Annotated in this window: 18 protein-coding genes and 1 riboswitch; of the genes, 10 read left to right on the top strand and 8 right to left on the bottom strand. The window is 66.0% G+C overall.

Annotation, left to right across the window (positions count from 1 at the left end; genetic code table 11):
* Nucleotides 1–8: 8 nt before the first annotated feature.
* Complete coding sequence (locus tag OU999_06525; GenBank protein ID WAC24835.1) at nt 9–899, top strand: alpha/beta hydrolase; 891 nt, start codon at nt 9–11, stop codon at nt 897–899.
* Here the strand turns inward: OU999_06525 and OU999_06530 are convergent.
* Nucleotides 896–2,050 (bottom strand): GNAT family N-acetyltransferase, encoded by a 1,155-nt coding sequence (locus OU999_06530; protein ID WAC24836.1) that lies wholly within the window; start codon nt 2,048–2,050, stop codon nt 896–898. The two genes, OU999_06525 and OU999_06530, sit on opposite strands and share 4 nt — an antisense overlap.
* A gap of 174 nt (nt 2,051–2,224) precedes the next feature.
* On the opposite strand from OU999_06530, the gene OU999_06535 reads away from it, so the two are divergent.
* Nucleotides 2,225–2,605, top strand: a complete 381-nt coding sequence (locus OU999_06535) for a VOC family protein (GenBank protein WAC24837.1) — start codon at nt 2,225–2,227, stop codon at nt 2,603–2,605.
* A gap of 901 nt (nt 2,606–3,506) precedes the next feature.
* Here OU999_06535 and OU999_06540 read toward each other — a convergent pair.
* Nucleotides 3,507–4,553, bottom strand: a complete 1,047-nt coding sequence (locus OU999_06540) for a DUF2332 domain-containing protein (GenBank protein WAC24838.1) — start codon at nt 4,551–4,553, stop codon at nt 3,507–3,509.
* 38 nt (nt 4,554–4,591) lie between these two features.
* On the opposite strand from OU999_06540, the gene hisG reads away from it, so the two are divergent.
* The 7 genes from hisG to OU999_06575 all read left to right on the top strand — a co-directional run bounded on the left by hisG (nt 4,592) and on the right by OU999_06575 (nt 12,597).
* Complete coding sequence (gene hisG, locus OU999_06545) at nt 4,592–5,257, top strand: ATP phosphoribosyltransferase (GenBank protein ID WAC24839.1); 666 nt, start codon at nt 4,592–4,594, stop codon at nt 5,255–5,257.
* A complete protein-coding gene (hisD, locus tag OU999_06550; GenBank protein WAC24840.1) occupies nt 5,254–6,543 on the top strand; it encodes a histidinol dehydrogenase in 1,290 nt (429 codons plus the stop codon). Before hisG ends, hisD begins: the two co-directional genes overlap by 4 nt.
* 10 nt (nt 6,544–6,553) lie before the next feature.
* A complete protein-coding gene (gene nusB / locus OU999_06555; GenBank protein ID WAC24841.1) occupies nt 6,554–7,000 on the top strand; it encodes a transcription antitermination factor NusB in 447 nt (148 codons plus the stop codon).
* 118 nt (nt 7,001–7,118) lie between these two features.
* Nucleotides 7,119–8,042, top strand: a complete 924-nt coding sequence (gene thiL, locus OU999_06560; GenBank protein ID WAC24842.1) for a thiamine-phosphate kinase — start codon at nt 7,119–7,121, stop codon at nt 8,040–8,042.
* A gap of 140 nt (nt 8,043–8,182) precedes the next feature.
* The gene (locus tag OU999_06565) at nt 8,183–10,315 is read left to right on the top strand and encodes a sodium-translocating pyrophosphatase (protein ID WAC24843.1); all 2,133 of its coding nucleotides are present in this window, start codon (nt 8,183–8,185) and stop codon (nt 10,313–10,315) included.
* Between the two features lie 199 nt (nt 10,316–10,514).
* Complete coding sequence (locus OU999_06570; protein ID WAC24844.1) at nt 10,515–11,717, top strand: GNAT family N-acetyltransferase; 1,203 nt, start codon at nt 10,515–10,517, stop codon at nt 11,715–11,717.
* Entirely contained in the window at nt 11,710–12,597 is an 888-nt protein-coding gene (locus tag OU999_06575) for a cupin-like domain-containing protein (protein ID WAC25369.1), read from the top strand. Before OU999_06570 ends, OU999_06575 begins: the two co-directional genes overlap by 8 nt.
* A gap of 6 nt (nt 12,598–12,603) precedes the next feature.
* Here OU999_06575 and OU999_06580 read toward each other — a convergent pair whose 3' ends face one another.
* The 5 genes from OU999_06580 to OU999_06600 all read right to left on the bottom strand — a co-directional run bounded on the left by OU999_06580 (nt 12,604) and on the right by OU999_06600 (nt 18,817).
* Nucleotides 12,604–13,377 (bottom strand): ABC transporter ATP-binding protein, encoded by a 774-nt coding sequence (locus tag OU999_06580; protein ID WAC24845.1) that lies wholly within the window; start codon nt 13,375–13,377, stop codon nt 12,604–12,606.
* Nucleotides 13,374–14,360, bottom strand: a complete 987-nt coding sequence (locus tag OU999_06585; protein ID WAC24846.1) for an iron ABC transporter permease — start codon at nt 14,358–14,360, stop codon at nt 13,374–13,376. The genes OU999_06580 and OU999_06585 overlap by 4 nt, the downstream gene beginning before the upstream one ends.
* A complete protein-coding gene (locus OU999_06590) occupies nt 14,357–15,217 on the bottom strand; it encodes an ABC transporter substrate-binding protein (protein WAC24847.1) in 861 nt (286 codons plus the stop codon). The genes OU999_06585 and OU999_06590 overlap by 4 nt, the downstream gene beginning before the upstream one ends.
* A gap of 95 nt (nt 15,218–15,312) precedes the next feature.
* Entirely contained in the window at nt 15,313–17,202 is a 1,890-nt protein-coding gene (locus OU999_06595; protein ID WAC24848.1) for a TonB-dependent receptor, read from the bottom strand.
* A gap of 149 nt (nt 17,203–17,351) precedes the next feature.
* A riboswitch (cobalamin riboswitch) is annotated at nt 17,352–17,542 on the bottom strand.
* 78 nt (nt 17,543–17,620) lie between these two features.
* Nucleotides 17,621–18,817, bottom strand: a complete 1,197-nt coding sequence (locus OU999_06600; protein WAC24849.1) for an acetyl-CoA C-acyltransferase — start codon at nt 18,815–18,817, stop codon at nt 17,621–17,623.
* A gap of 156 nt (nt 18,818–18,973) precedes the next feature.
* Between OU999_06600 and OU999_06605 the strand changes: the two genes are divergently transcribed.
* Nucleotides 18,974–19,738 (top strand): prepilin peptidase, encoded by a 765-nt coding sequence (locus OU999_06605; GenBank protein ID WAC24850.1) that lies wholly within the window; start codon nt 18,974–18,976, stop codon nt 19,736–19,738.
* Nucleotides 19,739–19,741: 3 nt separating this feature from the next.
* Here the strand turns inward: OU999_06605 and OU999_06610 are convergent, their stop codons facing one another.
* A complete protein-coding gene (locus OU999_06610; GenBank protein ID WAC24851.1) occupies nt 19,742–19,966 on the bottom strand; it encodes a hypothetical protein in 225 nt (74 codons plus the stop codon).
* Between the last annotated feature and the right edge of the window lie 21 nt (nt 19,967–19,987).

A 19,987-nucleotide genomic window follows, 5' to 3' on the forward strand; every position in this document is an offset into this window, starting at 1 on the left:
CCAGCGCCATGATCGACTTGCCCCTGACCCGCATTGCGCTGCCGACCGGGGTCGAGCTTGACGTCGCCATCGCCGGGCCCGCAGACGCGCCGCCGCTGATCCTGCTGCACGGCTTTCCCGAATCGCACCGCACCTGGCGCTATGTCATGCGGCATTTCCAGGATCGCTACCGGCTGATCGCGCCCGATCAGCGCGGGTTCTGCAATTCCTCCAAGCCCGAAGGCGTCGACAACTATCAGCCGAAACACATGGTCGCCGATCTGCTGGCGCTGGCCGATCATCTGGGGATCGATACGTTCACGCTGGTCGGGCATGACTGGGGCGGCGCGATTGCCTGGATGGCGGCGCTCAACCACCCCGACCGGGTGACGCGGCTGATCATGGCCAATGCCGCGCATCCCTTCACTTATCAGAAGGCGCTGTTCGACGATCCCGATCAGCGCGCGTCGGCGCAATATATCACCGAGATGCGCGCGCCCGATTTCGAGGCCAAGGTGCGCGCCATGGGCTGGGACGCCTATTTCGATTCGCGCTTTGCCGAGCCCAGCGCCGCCACGGCGATCACGCCAGAGGAACGTGCAATCTATCTGGCGCAATGGCAGACGCCGGGCGCGTTTACCGCGATGGTCAACTGGTACCGCGCCAGCCCGCTGATCGTACCGTCGGTGGGTGGCGAGGTGGAGCGCCCCGCCTATCTGGACCGCCCCTTCCTGCCGGTCACCCAGCCCACCCTGCTCTATTGGGCGATGGACGATTATGCGCTGCGCCCCTCGCTGCTCGATGGCATCGAGACGCTGGTGCCCGACCTGACGCTGGTCAAGGCCCCGGGCGGACATTTCGTCCCCTGGGAGCAGCCGCAGGCGCTGATCGGCGCGATGGAGCAGTTCCTCAGCGCCTAGAGCATCCGGCGCTTGAGCACAGGCACGGCGAACCGCTCCAGCGCCCACGCGATCACCGCCAGCGGCCAGCGCCGCCAGAAAGGCAGATGCCCGGCATGGATGGCGATATAGTCGATGGCGCTGCGCGCGCCGCGCTGCTGCTTGAAATGCCCCGCGCCTGCCGAACCGTGCAGCCTCAGGCCATGGCGCAGCGCGAAATCGCCGACCAGCCAGGAGGCTATGCGATACAATCCCTCGGACTGCGGCCGCTCCCGGTCATAGCCCAACATCGGGTTTGTGGCGATATCGCCGCGCACCACAATGGCCGCCGCAGCCATGATCTGCCCCGCGGAATCGCGCGCCACGCGCAACTGGAACAGCCCGGTTTCCACCGCCAGTTGCATCCAGCCGGGCGAATATTGCGGGTTCAGTGCCGAATATTTGTCGATGTACAGCATCGCGTAAAGCTGCGCGATCCGCCTGGCATCGGCATCGCCGAGCCTCGTGACGTCCTCGACCACCAGCCCCGATTGTGCCAGCTTGCGGCCGTCGTTCTTGACGCTCTTGCGCACCGCCCAGTCGCGCCGCAGGTCATCGGTCACCCATATCTGGCGGCTGGGCAGCAGCATCCAGCCATCCGCGCGCAGGGCAGCGGTGAGCGCGGGGCAGGACCAATCATCGACCGAGCGGATCAGCTGGTAGTGATCGGGATAGCGGCCCGCGAGCCGCTGACGCAGGTCGGCCAGCCCCTCGCCGCGCCAATCGCCATGCAGTGAAGTCGACAGCAGCCAGTTGTCGATCTGCACCGCGCGGTTGATCCTCAGTGCGCGGAGCAGCACATCCGCCGCGCCGATGGCAAGGCTGGCAAGGCCTCGCATCCGCCCGAGATTGACCAGGTCAAGCTCGGCGCGCGGATAACGCACATAGGCGCTGTGCGGGGCTACGACATAGCTGTGCCCGAGGCTGCCCGATGTGACGATCACCGGCAGGTCATGGGCCCCGGCGCGTTCCAGTAGCGCCTCGCCCTCGACATTGGCGATGAGCGTGGCTGGGCCGACCTCGCGTAGGCGTTCGACGAACAGCGCCGCATCCGGCCCGGTGCCGCGAAGGGGACCGGTTGTTTGAAAATGCTCCGCTGGCGGCTGGCTGTTCATCGCGGCGCACGTCCCCATTCAGGCAGCCGCATCCCCCCTCCGGCGCGGTCCTCACACCGCCCTAGCCGCGCTCGGCGAAATTATGGTGACAGTCCGGCGCGACGGCGTGGCAGCGCGGGGCTTGCGGGTATAGACTTGGGCCCCGTCGCCGATACGCGACTCGCAGCGCCGACCGCTCCGAGGGAGATCGCCATGACCGAGTGGAAACCTGCCGCCTATCCCAGCCTGAGCCCCTATCTCATCTGTTCTGAGCCCGAGCGGCTGATCGACTTTCTGGTCACGGTGTTCGATGCCCGGCTGGAGCGCCGCTTCGACCATCCCAATGGCGTGCTGGGCCATGCCGAGTTGCGCATCGACGACAGCGTCGTGATGATCGGCGGAGGCCAGAGCGAATATCTCTCGGCCGAGGTCCATCTTCACCTCTATGTCCCCGACGCACAGGCGGTCTACGACCGGGCGATGGCGGCAGGCGGCACTGTCGTGCGCGAACCCGAGCGCAAGGCCGATGACGACGACCTGCGCGGCGGCTTCCGCGATCCGGCGGGCACGATCTGGTGGGTGGCGACGCAATAGCGTGGGTGGGGTGGGGTGGCGCTACACGGTCTCACATTGCCGAACGCAGCCAACCTCGCAACGCACCCAACCCCGCTCAGCCTGAGCCTGTCGAAGGCCCCGCGAAACCGGTTGCCCCACCCGCAACCCCGTCCCGGCGAAAGCCGGCATCCAGAGCGAGATTGCACCAAGCCGATCCTAGACTCCGGCTTACGCCGGAGAACGGCGCAATTCGGGACGCTTGGCCGCGGGGCCTTCGACAGGCTCAGGCTGAGCGGAGGTGAGGCGCCTTCGGAGCCTAGCTCAATATAAATGCCCATCAAAAAGCACTCCCCATTGCGGATATTATTTATTGAGGGCAGAATTTCTGAATGAACCGTAGAACAATCTTTGTCTTGGCATCAGCAGCTCTAGTGGTCATACTCTTTTGGCCGTGGGTCGATAATCCGACCCATTTCGTTAAATGGGAGGATCGGCTTAAGACCTCGCTCCCAATCGCCTCTGCATTTGGATTTCCGTGCCACACGTATAAAGATGGTGTAATAGTCATAGACGTTGGCCCCGAATGCTATCGCTTTTCGGAACTACGAAACTACACTGGCGTGTGGTTGAACCAATTTGAGGGATCAACCTTCATAGAGGGCGCAAAAGACCTTCCAGTTCAGAGACCTCCTCACGAACAATCGGCATGGCTAGAATTTACCAGTTCTGAAAAATTGCCCCAGTTGCAATTTTACCCGTACGATGAAGCGCTGGGATGTTATCCGGTCGCAGCGTATTATGTCCGCTTTACAGGAAGAGAAAGACCCGGTCCTGGGGGTCATTTCGGCCTATCGGGTAAAGAGATTTGGGCTGAACGTGTACTGGAGATGCGCCCCCTGGCTAAACCAAGCTGCCAGCCAGACTAAGAACCAGCCCCTCCTCACCCCATCCACCGCACCCACGCCCCATGCGCATGCGCTTCGCCGAGCAACTGCGCCTCTTCACCGCCTGGCCAGAAGCGCACTTTCAGCTCGTGACGGAAGGTAGCGCGGTTGGTTTCCAGTGATATCCAGGCGAGCGGGCGCTCGGAAGTCGCTTTTGCCCCAGCTTCGACCATCGCGGCCTCGATCATCGCCTGGCGGTCGGGCGGGATGTATTGCCAGACGATCGAGTGCATCAGCACGCGGGTGACGCCCGGCTCCTGCGGCTCGGCAAGCCGCGCGGCGATCCAGTCGGCGGCGTCGGCCTGGACGAGATCTACGGCGCGCTCGCGGATCATCGCGATGCCAGCCTCCATCCGCTCGAACCGCGCTTCCGCTTCGGGCCAGATATAGGCCATCAGCCGGTCGGCAGCCGCCGCGTCGCGGACGTCGATGGGATTGAGATCGCAGCCGCTTACCGTTTCGATGCGGAAGGGCGTAGCTGGCGGCGGCGGCCCCTGCCACTCGGGGCGGATCACGCAAGGCGCGTCGGCGGGGCCTGAGGTCACACCGCACAAGTCATAGCCATAGCGGTCGATCAGCAGGTTCATCCCCGCGCTCGATCCGATCTCGTTGAGCTCGAACCGATCGGTGGTGCGGCTGGCCAGCCAGTGCAGCGCGGCGACAAAGCTCGCCGAGCGCCCGGCCTCGTTGGTCTGCGGCGGGCCATCGAACCAGGGGAGCAGTTCGGCATCGTGTCGGGCGACGACAGCAGCGACGATCGCGTCGATTTCAGCCTGATCCGTCACCTCCTGCGCATAGACCGGGCCAAGCTCGGGCGCTGCGCCCCGGCGGAACAGATGGTGCAGCCCGCCTGCGAGCCTGAGCGGCATCGCATCGGTCAGCACATGGCCCGGCCAGTCGGCGATCCGGCGCCCGCAGGCCGTGTCCCCCGCCATCAGCGCGATCTGCGCGCGGCACACGGCCCCGGTCGCCGGCGCGCCATTATGCGCGGCATGATCCGCCTGAAACGATATGCCGCTGATGATTTCCTCTTGCCGGTTCATATTGCCCTTTGCCCTGCTTGCCCCTACATGCCGCGGCCATGGCCGATACGCTGATCTTTGCCGTGCCCAAGGGGCGCATCCTCGACGATGCCCTGCCCGTGCTCGAACGGGTGGGTATCATACCGGCTGACGAATTTCATGATCCGAAGAACCGGTCGTTGCGTTTCGGCACCAACCGCGCCGATATGGACATCATCCGCGTGCGCGCGTTCGATGTCGCGACCTTCGTCGCGCATGGCGCGGCGCAGATCGGCATTGTCGGTTCGGACGTGATCGACGAGTTCGATTATTCGGACCTGTACGCGCCGGTCGACCTCAATTTCGGCCATTGCCGCCTGTCGGTCGCGGAACCGGCGGACGAGGCGGCGAGCAACCAGCCGCGCCCCTCGCATATCCGTGTGGCGACCAAATATCCCAACATCACCCGCCGCCATTTCGAGCGCCAGGGCGTGCAGGCCGAATGCGTGAAGCTGAACGGCGCGATGGAGCTGGCCCCGTCGCTCGGCCTGTCGCGGCGGATCGTCGATCTGGTTGAATCGGGCCGGACGCTCAAGGACAACGGCCTGGTCGAGACCGAGGTGATCACCCAGGTCTCCGCCCGGCTGATCGTCAACCGCGCCGCGCTGAAAAAGGACCACGCCCGGCTTGGGCCGCTGATGTCCGCCTTTCGCGATCTGGCCGCAGAACGCAGGCAGGCGGCATGACGCTCAGGCTTTCCACCCGTGATGCCGATTTCGGCCAGGCCTTTGACAAGCTGGTGCGCGGACGGCGCGAGAGCGATATCGAGGTCAGCCGCGACGTCACCGCGATCATCGCCGACGTCAAGGCGCGCGGCGATGCGGCGCTGGCCGATTATACCGCGCGCTTCGACGAGCATTCGCTCGATGGTGCAGGCTGGAGCATCGGCAAGGACGCATGCGCCGCCGCCTATGCCGAACTGTCGGACGAGCTGCGCACCGCGCTCGATCTCGCCGCTGCCCGTATCCGCGCCTATCACGAGGCGCAGCTGCCCGAGGATCGCGACTATACCGATAACGCAGGCGTGCGCCTCGGCGCGCGCTGGAGCGCGGTCGATGCGGCGGGGCTGTACGTTCCCGGTGGCCGCGCTGCCTATCCCTCATCGCTGCTGATGAACGCCATCCCCGCCAAGGTCGCAGGGGTCGAGCGGCTGGTGGTGGTGACGCCGACGCCCAAGGGCCAGGTCAATGCTCTGGTGCTCGCCGCCGCGCATCTGGCAGGCGTCGACGAGATCTGGCGGATCGGCGGCGCGCATGCGGTCGCCGCGCTGGCGTTCGGCACGCAGAAGATCCGCGCCGTCGATGTCATCACCGGCCCTGGCAATGCCTGGGTGGCTGAGGCCAAGCGCCAGCTTTACGGCGTGGTCGGGATCGACATGGTCGCGGGCCCTTCCGAAATCGTTGTGGTGGCCGATGGCAAGAACGATCCCGAATGGATCGCCGCCGATCTGCTCAGCCAGTCCGAGCATGATCCGACCAGCCAGTCGATCCTGTTCACCGACGACGCCGGTTTTGCAGACATTATCGCCGATACGGTCGGCGTGCAGCTCGCTGCGCTGGCCACGCGCAAGGTCGCGACCAGGGCGTGGGAAGACAATGGCGCGATCATCGTCGTGGACAGCCTTGACGAGGCGATGCCGCTGGTGAACCGCCTCGCCGCCGAGCATCTGGAGCTGGCAGTCGACGATCCCGAGCCGCTGTTTGCGCAGGTCCGCCATGCCGGATCGGTGTTTCTCGGTCGCCTGACCCCCGAAGCGGTGGGCGATTATGTCGCCGGGCCCAACCATGTGCTGCCCACTGGGCGGCGCGCACGTTTTTCCTCCGGGCTTTCGGTGCTCGATTTCATGAAGCGCACCAGCTTCATCCAGCTGGGCGCGCAAGGGCTGGCCGCGATCGGCCCGGCTGCGGTTGCGCTCGCCGAGATGGAGGGCCTGCCCGCCCATGCCGAGAGCGTTCGGCGCCGGCTGACATGATGGAACACAGATGAACGACAAATCTCGATCCCGCTCCGCCGCGCGGCTTGCCGCCGTCCAGGCGCTGTACCAGCACACGATGGAAAAGACGCCCATCGCGCAGCTTCTGCACGAATTCCACATGCACCGGCTGGGCGCGGAAATCGAAGACGACCAATATGCCGAGGCCGATGTCGGCTTTTTCGACGATGTCGTCAAAGGCACCACCGCGCGTCTCGAAGAGATTGACGGGCTGATCGAGGCGCGGCTGGCCGAAGGCTGGTCGCTGGGCCGCATCGACCGTACGCTGCACCAGATCCTGCGCGCGGGCACCTATGAGCTGCTGGCGCGCCCTGATGTGCCGGTGGGCAGCGTGATCAACGAATATCTCGATGTCGCGCATGCGTTCTTCGATTCCAAGGACACGCGCTTTGCCAACGGCCTGCTCGACGGGATCGCCAAGGATGTGCGGTCCTGAGTTTGCCGACGTCCCTCGACCTCGCTCGGGACAAACGGACGGGGGTGCGACCCGCTTTTACCTTATTCCGTTTGTCCCGAGCGCAGTCGAGGGACGTATGCGCTAGGGTCGTACCAGGATGACCGGCGAACCCGCCTTTATCGACCTCTTGCGCGCCATAGCCACCGATCCGGCGGCGCGCGGACTGGACGATGACGCGGCGATGCTGACGATCGGCAAGCAGTCGCTCGTGCTGACCAAGGACATGCTGGTCGAAGGCGTCCACTTTTTGCCCGATGACCCGCCCGCCGACATCGCGTGGAAGCTGGTCGCGGTGAACGTGTCGGACCTCGCCGCCAAGGGCGCGACCCCGCTCGCCTGCCTGACCGGGCACAGCCTGTCGCGCGACGACGGCTGGGACGCGGCCTTTGCACAGGGGCTCAAGGCGGCGCTCGACCATCACGGCATGGCGCTGATCGGCGGCGATACGGTCAGCGTGCCCGAAGGCCAGGCGCGGGTACTCTCGCTAACCGCCATCGGCCTGCCCTCGGTCCCGGTGCCGCCCTCGCGCGCGGGCGCACTCGCCACCGATGCGTTGTTCGTCACCGGCACCATTGGCGACGGCTGGGCCGGGCTTGGCCTGTTGCAGGCGGGCCAGCAGCAGCCCGCCGCGCTGATCGCCGCCTATCGCCGCCCGCAGGCGCGCATTGCCGATGGCCGCGCGCTCGCCCAGGTCGCGCATGCGATGATGGACGTATCCGACGGACTGCTGATCGATGCAGCGCGCATGGCCCGCGCTTCGGGTCTCGCGGTGCGGATAGACCTCGCACGGGTGCCATTGTCGGAGGCGTTCGCTGCAACGATCGGCAGCGATCAGGCCGCTGCCCTGTCGGCTGCCACCGGGGGCGACGATTATCAGCTGCTGTTTGCAGCGGATGCAGAGGCGCATCTGCCGGTTGCCGCGACCCGCATCGGCGGCTTTGCCGAGGGCGAAGGCCTGACCATCAGCTGGAATGGCATGCCCATCGAAACCCCCGAAAAGCTGGGCTGGCTGCACGGCTGAGCGCCCCTGCCCCGTCAGTTTTAATAAGTTGCGCCCCTGCAACACCCGCTTATACCTATGCAGGGGGACGCTGACGTTCATGAAGGGCGCGGTGATCGCCTGTTCGGCCGAGAGGCCTTCGCTTTTTGGGAGAGCGACGCATGAACGTGGTCTTGATAGCCATCCTGTGCGGGATGGTTGCAGTGTTCTATGGCATATTCACCAGCAGACAGGTTTTAAGCCAATCACCCGGCAATGCGAGGATGCAGGAGATTGGCGCAGCGATCCAGGAGGGCGCGAAGGCGTATCTGGGCCGCCAATATCGTACCATCGCCATTGTCGGCATCGTGATGCTGATCCTGGTCTGGGCGCTTCTCGACAAGTTCGGCAATCCCGTGTCCGCCATCGGCTTCGTGCTGGGCGCGGTGCTTTCGGGCGTGGCGGGCTATATCGGCATGAACATCTCGGTGCGCGCCAATATGCGCACCGCGCAGGCGGCCAGTGTCTCGCTGCAGGCGGGGCTGACACTGGCCTTCCGCGCCGGTGCGATCACCGGCATGCTGGTGGCCGGTCTGGGCCTGCTCGCGACTGCGGGCTATTTCTATTACCTTTACGCCATTGCCGGCCATGGCCTCAGCGACCCTGAGGACCGCAACATCGTCAACGGCCTGGTGGCCCTGGCGTTCGGCGCCTCGCTGATCTCGATCTTCGCGCGTCTGGGTGGCGGCATCTTCACCAAGGCGGCCGATGTCGGCGCGGACCTTGTCGGCAAGGTCGAAGCCGGAATTCCCGAGGACGATCCGCGCAACCCGGCGGTGATCGCCGATAACGTGGGCGACAATGTCGGCGATTGCGCCGGCATGGCCGCCGACCTGTTCGAAACTTATGTCGTCACCATCGGCGTGACCATGGTCGCCATCGCGCTGCTCGTGGCGGGCGATGATGCCGCGCTGCTGCCGCTGGTCGGCCTGCCGCTGGGCATCTGCGGCCTGTGCATCATCACCTCGATCATCGGCACCTATTTCGTCCGGCTGGGATCGTCCAACTCGATCATGGGCGCGATGTACAAGGGCTTTGCGGTCACCGCCGGGCTGTCCGCCATCGGCCTGTATTTCGTCACCGATGCGGTGGTCGGCATGACCACAGCCTATTCGATGAAGACGGCGGATGCTGCTGGCCCTGCGACATTTACCGGCATGGACCTCTATCTCACCATGCTGATCGGGCTTGCGGTCACCGGCCTGATCATCTGGATCACCGAATATTACACTGGCACCAATTATCGCCCGGTCCGCTCGATCGCCAAGGCATCGGAAACCGGGCACGGCACCAACGTCATCCAGGGCCTTGCGATCAGCCTTGAGGCAACCGCGCTGCCCACCTTGCTGATCGTGGTGGCGGTGATCGTTGCCTATCAGCTGGCGGGCGTTGTCGGCATTGCCTTTGCAGCCACCGCGATGCTGGCGCTGGCCGGCATGGTCGTTGCGCTCGATGCCTATGGCCCGGTCACCGACAATGCCGGCGGTATCGCCGAAATGGCGGGGCTGGACGACAGCGTGCGCGAAAAGACCGATGCGCTGGACGCGGTGGGCAACACCACCAAGGCGGTGACCAAGGGCTATGCCATCGGTTCGGCGGGCCTGGCAGCCTTGGTGCTGTTCGGCGCGTACACGACCGACCTCAAGGAGTTCTTCCCTGACGTGCCGGTCGATTTCTCGCTGTCCAATCCGTACGTGATCGTCGGGCTGCTGCTGGGGGCGCTGCTGCCCTATCTGTTCGGCGCGATGGGGATGACCGCGGTCGGCCGCGCGGCAGGGTCGGTGGTGGAAGAGGTGCGCGAGCAGTTCCGCACCAATCCCGGCATCATGGCGGGCACGTCCAAGCCCGATTATGCCCGTACGGTCGATCTCGTCACCAAGGCTGCGATCAAGGAGATGATCATCCCCTCGCTGCTGCCGGTGCTCGCGCCGATCGTGGTCTATTTCGTCATCACCGCCGTGGCGGGCCAGGCCAATGGCTTTGCCGCGCTGGGTGCCTTGCTGCTGGGCGTCATCGTCTCGGGCCTATTTGTTGCCCTGTCGATGACCTCGGGCGGCGGCGCGTGGGACAATGCCAAGAAATATATCGAGGACGGCAACCATGGCGGCAAGGGATCCGAAGCGCACAAGGCGGCGGTGACCGGCGATACCGTGGGTGATCCGTACAAGGATACCGCAGGCCCTGCGGTCAATCCGATGATCAAGATCACCAACATTGTCGCGCTGCTGCTGCTCGCGGCGCTTGCCGCAGGCTAAGCTATGCGATAGCCTGTCAATCTGAACGACAACTCGCCCCGCCGGCCCCGTGCCTGGCGGGGCTTTTTCTGGGCATTAACCTCACCGCCCACGCTTAACGGGTTAACCATTCCACTTAAGCTGTTGTTTCGTATTCATCACCTATACGTTCCGGGGGGGCCGCGAATGTCGCGGACGGGTACAGGAACGCGAATACGGCATGGATCAGAGCCTCGCCTTGGCTGGATCACCCACCGCAGCAGCGGCTGGCGGTGCCGTGCGATTGTCGCTGCTCGACCCGGCGGCGCTGGACCCTGGCTTTGTCGCCGCGTGGCAAAGGCTGGCGGACCATTGCAGCGAACCCAATGTCTTCCACGCGCCTGACTATCTCGCACCCGCCATCGCCCATTGCGATACGCTGCGCCGCGCACGCATTGTCGCCTTGCACGACGAAGGCCAGCTCGTCGGGCTGATGCCGATGGCGCGTGAGACATATTACGGGCGCTGGCCGGTGCCGCACAGCCAGAACTGGCGGCACCCCAATTGCTTTCTGGGCACGCCGCTGATCCGGCCAGGCCATGAACGCAGCTTCTGGCAGGCGCTGCTGCTGCAGCTGGACCGCCAGCTTTCCGCCGGGCTGTTCCTGCACCTCTATGGCATCGCGACCGACGGGCCGGTCTTTGCCGCACTGCGCCAGCTGTGCAGCGATCAGCGCCGCAGCTGCGATGTGGTGCTGGCCGAGGAACGCGCGATGCTGGCCACCGACCAGCCGGGCCAGGCCTATTACGAACAGGTAGTGCGCAAGAAGAAGCGCAAGGAACTGGCGCGGCTGCGCAACCGGCTGGCAGAGATTGGCCAGATCGAGACGGTGCAGGGGCCAGGCGAAGCCGGGCTCGATGCCTGGCTGGCGGAGTTTCTGGCGCTCGAGCAATCGGGCTGGAAGGGCCGCAACGGCTCCGCGCTTGCCGACCTGCCCGGGACGCGTGCCCTCTTCCTCGAGGCGACACACCGGGCGCACGCCTCGGGCAAGCTGCACCTCATCGCCATGCGGCTTGATGGCAAGCCGATCGCGATGCTGGTCAATTTCCTCAGCCCGCCGGGTGGCTTCTCGTTCAAGACCGCGTTCGACGAGGCATTCGCCCGCTACTCGCCGGGCGTGCTGCTGCAGATCGACAATCTCGATATCCTGCGCAACCATGGCCTTGCCTGGATGGACAGCTGCGCAGCGGAAGGCCATCCGATGATCGACAGCCTCTGGGCCGAACGCCGCCATGTCGGCCGCGTTTCGGTCGGGCTCAAGGGCTTTGGCCGCCCCGCGCTGTTTGCCGCCTTCCGTCGGGGCGAACGCTTCATGGACCGCCGCCGCGCGGCGCAAGCCCCCACCCTTCCGCCTTCCGCTCCTTTGGAGACCGATGATGACTGACCAGCCGCACCCCGCAGGATTTGCCCGGACCATGACCGGCGGCGTGTTTACCGACGATGCCAAGGCGCGCTTTGCGCTCTGCTACCCGGAAACCGCGCATATCCTGACGCATGGCCTTTTGCAGCACCCACTGCTCGACTTGGAGGCGCTGGCGCAGCTGGGCGAAGCGCTGCCGGAAAAGTCGCTGGAATATAATCGCGGCGACCTGCCCATCGGCATCCGGCCCGAGGACGTGCCCAAGACCGGGCTCAGCATCGGCGAGACCATCCGCCGTATCGACAGCGCCAACAGCTGGTGCGTGCTCAAGAATATCGAGCAGGTGCCCGCCTATCGCGACCTGCTGATGAGCCTGCTGCACGAGCTGGACGACGTCACCGGCAAGACCACCGGTGCGATGCTGCGGCCCGAGGGGTTCATCTTCGTCTCGTCGCCGGGATCGATGACGCCCTATCATTTCGATCCCGAACACAACATCCTGCTGCAGCTGCGCGGATGGAAGACGATGACGGTGTTTCCGGCAGGCGATCCGCGCTTTGCCGCGCCCGAAGCGCACGAAGCCTATCATTCGGGCGGCGGGCCGCGCAATCTGCCCTGGGACGACGGCTTTGCGCTGCACGGCACCGATTACCGGCTTGAGCCGGGCCAGGCGATCTTCGTGCCGGTGATGGCGCCGCATTATGTCCGCAATGGCGATAAGCCTTCGATCTCGCTGTCGATCACCTGGCGATCGGAATGGAGCTATGCCGAAACCGATGCGCATGCGATGAACAGCGTGTTGCGCAAATACGGCTTCCGCCCCTCGCCGCCGCGCCGCTATCCGGTCAACAACCTGGTGAAATCGTACAGCTACCGCGCGCTGCGCAAGCTGGGGCTCGACTGAGCCGGGTCAACGCCCCACCAGCACGCGGATCGCGCCTTCGTTGTGCATGACGGTGGCGTGCACGCCATAGATCGCCTCGATCCAGTGCGCGGTCATGGTGTCGGCAACGCTGCCTTCGGCGACGGTGCGTCCCCCGGCCATCCAGACCAGCCGGTCGGCATGGAGCGCGGCGAGATCGAGATCGTGCAGCACGACCAGCGCGCCGCCGCCGCGATCGACAAAGCCGCGGATCAGCCGCATCACCTTGTGCTGATGGCGCGGATCGAGCGAGGCGACGGGCTCGTCCGCGACCATCATAGGCGCTTCCGAGGCAAGCGCGCGGGCGATGTGGACGCGCGCCAGCTCCCCGCCCGAAAGCGTATCGGTGGCGCGGTCGGCCAGATCGAGCAGGTCGCAGGCGGCCAGCGCATGCGCGACCGCAAGGCTGTCGGCTTCACCCAGCCGCTCAGGGGCTGCGCCATAGGCGAACCGGCCCAGCGCCACGACATCGCGCACCCGGATCGGCCAGGCCAGATCGCGCATCTGCGGCAGATAGGTCACCGCGCGGGCACGCTGCTGCGGGGTGAGCGCGGCAGGATCGGTGCCCCCCAGCGCCGCATGGCCGCTATCGGGCCGCACTAGCCCCAGCGCGGCGCGCAACAGGCTGGTCTTGCCCGCGCCATTGGGGCCCAGCAGCACGACCAGCTCGCCCGGCTGCAGCGATAGCGACGCACGATCGAGCAGTGTCGTGCCGCGCAGGGCCAGGCTGGCTTCGGTCACCTCAAGATGCGGCGTGCTCATTGCGCCGCTCCCCGCCGGATGGCGATCATCACGAAGACCGGCGCGCCGATCAGCGCAGCGACAACGCCCAGCTTCAGCTCGGTATCGCCGGGGATCACGCGCACGGTGATATCGGCCAGCACCAGGATCAGCCCGGCGAGCAGCGCGCTCGGAACCAGCACGCGTGCCGGATCATGCCCGACCCAGGGGCGCACCAGATGCGGCGCGACAATCCCGACAAAGCCGATTGCTCCCGCCAGTGCCACCGCACCGCCAGTGGCAAGGCCAGCGCCCAGCACCACCAGCATCCGCTGGCGCGCGACATCCAGCCCGACACCGGCGGCGGCTTCCTCGCCCAAGGCCAGCGCCGTCAGCCCGCGCCGTCCGGCGACCAGCAGCGCCGCGCCTGCCACGATGAACGGGCCGCTCAGCGCCAGGTCGCTCAGGCTGCGATTGGCGACCGATCCCATCATCCAGGTGACCATGTCGGCCAGCGTGAAGGGATTGGGGGCCAGGTTCATCAGCAGCGCCATGATCGCGCCGGAAAAGCTCGATATGCCAACGCCGACCAGGATCAGCGTCACCACCGACCGTGTGCGCGGCGCGGCCCAGGCGATGATCGCGGTCGCCATCAGCGCACCGGCAATCGCGGCCAGCGGCAGCGCAAAGGGGATGACCGCAGCCAGGCCGTAGAAGAGCGCGACCGTCGCGAACAGCGCCGACATGGCCGATACGCCCAGCACGCCAGGCTCTGCCAGCGGATTGCGCAGCAGGCCCTGCAGCGCCGCGCCGCTGATCCCCAGAGCAGCGCCCGCAACCAGTGCGGCCAGCGCGCGCGGCAGGCGGACGTGCCATACGACCAGCATATCCCCCGCCTCGCCCTGGCCCAGCAGCGCCGCTGCCATGCGTCCAGGCGGCAGCGGCACCGAGCCGAGCAGGCAGGCCGCAACCAGCGCGATCACGATCCCAGCCATCAGCGACGGTATCAGCAGCCGACCGGTCATGGCAGTTTGGCGCCCCGCGCTCGGGCCATCGCCTCGGCAGCATCCAGCACGAACCAGCCGCCGCATGCGGTCCAGGCGCCTTCCAGCCCGATCGCCGGATGCGCGCTCGCGGTGCGCATCAGCGGATGGCGCGCCGCGCTCCACTGATCGGGATTATAGTCGCGCCGCCCGAACCAGGCCATTGCGACGCGATCGGGCTTTTCATAAGCCAGCCGCTCGAGCGGCAGCGGCTGCCAGCCGGGTTGCTGCTGAAAATTGCGATACCCGGCGAGTTCGATCAGCTCATGGATCAGCGATCCCGGGCCGGACGTGACCCCGCCTGGGGTGGCGTAGAGCAGACTCGGTGCGCCCTCATGCGCGCCGGCGACCTTGGCGCGTGCCAGCATCGCGATGCGCCTGTCCATTTCCCGCGCGACCTGCTCTCCTTTCGCCCGCTCACCCAGTCCGTCAGCCGTCTCCAGCAACACCCGGCGCACACCTGTCAGATCCTCGGCATAGCCCAGCTGCAGCACCGGCACGCCTGCGCGCGCAAAAAATGCGCCCGCGTCCGCGCCACCGCCATAGCTGCGCACCACCAGATCGGGCTTCAGCACAAGCACGTCTTCGGCGCGCGGCGCAACCTTGGGCATGCCCTTTGCGGCAGCGCGCATGTACGAGAAATCGCGCGTGGCATCGGGCGAGAGCGCCAGGATGCGGTCGCGCCCGACCAGCTTGAGCACATATTGGTCGGCACAATAATCCAGGCTGACGATCCGCATCGCCCGCACCGGTGTCTCGACCGGTTGCGGGGTGGCGGCATTGCCTAGCGAGCATGCGGCAAGAGCAAGCGGAAGCACCATCGCGAGCCAGCGCGACATTCCCGTTACCCCGGCAAGGCCAGAGGTCCCGCTGGCCATTCGACCAGGACCGGGCTTCCCGCGCGTACGGGAAGGACGAGAAAAGCTGCCTGCCATCACATCTTCAACCTGACCCCCGCATAGCCGGCGCGTCCCGGCACGCCATAATTGAACGCGGTCTGGTACGCCTCGTCAAACAGGTTTTCGACGCGTCCATAGACTTCCAGATTGTCCGAGATGCTCCAGCTCGCGCGCAGGTCGACGCGGACATAGCTGTCGAGCCGGATGGTGTTGGCGACATCGTCAAACGTGTCGCCGACCATCAGGAAGGTCGCACCCAGCGCCGGACCCCAGGGCGACTGCCAGTCGGCCAGCAACGATGCGCTGTCCCTGGCGCGCCGGGCCAGCCGGTTGCCGAAGTTCGAGCGGCCGAAGAAATCGGGCTCGGTCGAGCGGTTTTCGGTATCGACCAGGCTGTATTGCGCCTGCACGGTGAAATTGGGCACCGGCTGCATCCACAGCCCCAGCTCGACGCCTTGCGCGCGCGCCGCCGCGATATTCTCCAGGCTGAACGTCGCCGAGGAAAAGACGATCAGATCCTTGGTGTTGCGGCGGAACCAGGTCGCCTGCGCCCGCAGCTTGCCGTCGATCAGCGACTGTTCGATGCCCGCGTCATAGCTGCGCGCGGTCTCTGGCCTGAGATCGGGGTTGCCGAACGCGGCCAGCTGCTCGCTGAGCGCCGGTGCACGGAAGCCCTCGGCATAGGTGGCGCGGATCACGGTATCGCCGCCATTGGGGCTATAGGCGATATTGCCGCCCAGGCTGGTCTTGCTGCCGAACACCTGCTGATCGTCGACCCGCACGCCGCCGGTGACGGTCAGGCCGGTGAAGGGACGCACGATCGCCTGGCCGTAATAGCTGGTCATGTGCACATCGCTGACATCGGGCGCGGTGTTGAACGAGGGGAAGAAGGTGCTGGCCTCGCTCTGTTCGTGCTCCACGCCGAACACCAGGGTAAGCGCATCGGCAACATCGGCGACACCCTGATATTCGAACCGGTCGAGCGTGCCCTTGGCGCGCGCCGGGTTGAACGATCCGGGCGTGGGATCGGTGGTGATCCGCTTGATGTCGGTACGGGTATAGGCGAAGCGATTGCGCAGTCGCCCATCGAACAGCGCAACGTTGAGTCCCGCATAGCCCACGAACTGGCGGTTATCGGTTACCGGAAGCGTATCGCCGGGCGGGTTGTCGAATGCGGTCTCGCCATCGGTATAGAAGCCGCGCAGGTCCAGGCTGATCGCATCGCTGAACGCGACCCTGATCTTGCCATTGAGCGTCAGGTTTTCGAACCCGTCCTTTTCGGTTGCGCCTGAACGTTCGTCAGAAGCGCTGATGCCATCGGTGCGGAACCAGCTTCCGCCCAGGCTGCCCGAGACAATGCCCGACTTGACCGAGACGCTGGCGACCAGCTGGCTGGTATCGCGATAGCCATATTCGCCGCGGGCACTGGCCTGCAGCCCCTCGGTCGGTTCGATCGTGGTGATGTTGATGACGCCGCCGATCGCCTGGCTGCCCCAGATGACAGAATTGGGTCCCCGCAGCAGTTCGACCGAGCCGATATTGCCGGTCAGGATCGAGCTGAAATCGAACGCGCCCGAAGGTGCCGAGGGATCGTTGACGCGCACGCCATCGACCAGCACCAGCGTCTGCGAGCTGTCGCCGCCGCGGATGAAGACGCTGGTGGTGCCGCCGGGGCCGCCGTTGCGCGCGACGCTGACGCCGGGCAGCGTCTGCAGCACATCGCTGAGCACCTGGGTCTGGCGGCGGTCGAGTTCGGCCTTGTCAACGACAGTGATCGACTGGCCAGTTTCGCTGCGCTTCTGTTCGATGCGGCTGGCGGAGACGACGATATCATCGCCCTCATCCTGCGCGCTCTGGGCGTATAGCGGGGTCACCGCCGCAAGCGTGGCTGCGGAAACGGTTGCGATTCTGGCAAATTTGGACACGATTTTCCCTCGGCCCTTTCCGCCGCCGAAACGGGAAGGCAGATCAACGACATACAGGCCCGCCCGGATCACTCCGGGCGCGGCTTTGGCCTGTGGCATGTCGTTACGAAGGAAAAAACTTTCCCATCCGAACAGGCTGGACCCGGCCCCCGGATGAACGACGCGATGGCAGGTCTCCTGGCTGGTCGATCATCGCCTCGGGCCGTCTTCCCGGGATGGCTCCCAGTGACATGATTGGCCGTCGGCTCCCGACTGACAGTTGCGGGCACAGCGCCGGATTTGCACCGGCTTCCCTCTTCGCCCCCCGATTAAGGGAGGAACCATCTGGATGGGCAACTGATGGATTTGCCCGGTCTTGTCAATCCGGGCTGACATATTCCCCGGTCCGCCGCGCTGACGGACCGGGGCTGATGATGCGTCAGACGAGTTCGACGGCGACCGCCGTGGCCTCGCCGCCACCGATGCAGAGCGACGCCAGGCCGCGCTTGCCGCCATGCGTCTGCAGCGCGGAGACCAGGGTCGCGATGATCCGCGCGCCGCTCGCGCCGATCGGATGACCCAGAGCGGTCGCACCGCCATGCACGTTGACCTTTTCGTGCGGGATGCCGAGGTCGCGCATCGCGATCATCGAGACGCAGGCAAAGGCCTCGTTGACCTCGAACAGGTCGACGTCGTCGACGCTCCAGCCCGCCTTTTCAAGCGCCTTGCGGCTGGCATCGACGGGCGCGGTGGTGAAGCGCGCGGGCGCATGGGCGTGCGCGGCATGGGCGACGATCCGCGCAACCGGCTTAAGGCCCAGCTTGTCCGCCACGCTCTGCCGGGTCAGCACCAGCGCCGCCGCGCCATCCGAGATGGACGATGCATTGGCGGCGGTGATCGTGCCATCCTTGGCGAACGCCGGCTTCAGGCTCGGGATCTTGGAGGCATCGCCCTTGAGCGGCTGCTCATCCTTGTCGATGGTCTCGGTGCCCTTGCGGCCGGTGATCTCGACCGGAACGATCTCGCGATCGAACCCGCCCGATGCCTGCGCCTTTTGCGCGCGGGTCAACGATGCGATGGCATAATCGTCCTGGGCTTCGCGCGTGAACTGATATTCGCCGGCGGTCTCTTCGGCAAAGCTGCCCATCGCCCGGCCAGGCTCATAGGCATCTTCCAGCCCGTCGAGGAACATGTGATCCATCACCCGGTCATGGCCAATGCGCGCGCCGCCGCGATGCTTGGTCAGCAGATAGGGCGCGTTGGTCATGCTCTCCATGCCGCCGGCCACCAGCAGATCGACCGATCCCGAGGCGAGCGCTTCGGCGGCCATGATGGTCGCCTGCATGCCGCTGCCGCACATCTTGTTGACGGTGGTCGCCTCGACCGATTGCGGCAGGCCCGCCTTCAGCGCTGCCTGGCGCGCCGGGGCCTGGCCCAGGCCCGCCGGCAGCACGCAGCCCATATAGATGCGCTCGATCGCATCGCCCGAAACGCCTGCCCGCTCGACCGCCGCCTTGACCGCCGTAGCGCCCAGATCGGTCGCGCTCGCGCCCGAAAGCGAACCCTGAAAGCTGCCCATCGGCGTGCGCGCATAGGAGACGATAACGATGGGATCGGCGGCGGAAAATGCGGTCATGGCATGAGTCCTTCTCAGCAGTTGTGCGCCCGCCTTCCCCTAGAGCAACCGCGAATGCAAGAGGCTAGGCGACAAAGCGCTTTGCCTGGGCCAGTGCGAACCGCTATGCGGTGGCGCGCTGCCGATCCCCGGCAAGGGGCCTTTTTTCCGCTGTCCATGTTCGCGCCTTTGCTCCAGCATCCGATCATCGGCCCGGTCGCTGCCGCGATGCTGGGCGCGATCTTCGGCAGCTTCATCGGCGCGCTGGTCGTGCGCTGGCCCGCGGGCCGCTCCATCCTGTCGGGGCGCTCGCAATGCGACAGCTGCGGCACGGTGCTGCAGCCCTGGCAGCTCATACCCGTGCTATCGCACCTTATGCTGCGCGGCAGATGTGCAGCATGCGGAGCACGGATCGGCCTGCAAAGCCTGGCAACAGAGCTGGCGGCGGCGCTGATCGGCGCGGGCTCGCTGGCGCTCCATCCGGGGCCTGAGGGGCTTGCGATCGCGGCCTTTGGCTGGCTGCTGCTGCCACTCGCACTACTGGACCTGAAGCATTACTGGCTGCCCCATCCGCTGACCGCAGCGCTGGCGCTGGGCGGGCTGGCGAGCGCAGCGACTGGCCTGCCGCCCGACTGGACGAGCCGCCTGATCGGCGCGGGCGCCGGCTTTGGCGGGCTGTGGCTGATCGCGCTGGCCTATCGCGCCGCGCGCGGGCGCGAGGGATTGGGCGGGGGTGATCCGCTGCTGCTCGGCGCGATCGGGCTCTGGCTCGGCTGGCAGATGCTGCCGCTGGTGCTGATGTGCGCCAGCGGTCTGGGCCTGGCCGCCGCGCTGGTCATGCAGCGGCGCGGAACAACGCTCGACAGCGCGACCCGCTTTCCGCTCGGCACCTTGCTGGCGCTGGCGGCCTGGCCGGTCGCGCTGATGGGGTTTAACCCCTGAAGATCAGCTGCGGCGGGTGAGCTTGCGCATGTTGTCGCCCAGAAATGCCTGGCCGCGCTGCGACACGGCGATCGCACAGCTGGCCAGCAGCGCCATGAAGCCCAGACCGATCACCAGACCCGACGATGCGCCTATGGCGAGCAGGACCAGCATCACCCCGACAAAGGGCAAGGCGACAAGGCCGAACAGGCCGGCGACCACGAGCGTGGCCTGAAGGTGATGCAACATGCTGGAGAACTTTCGGACAAA

It is taken from the genome of Blastomonas sp. SL216 (assembly GCA_026625625.1).
Taxonomy (GTDB): Bacteria; Pseudomonadota; Alphaproteobacteria; order Sphingomonadales; family Sphingomonadaceae; genus Blastomonas.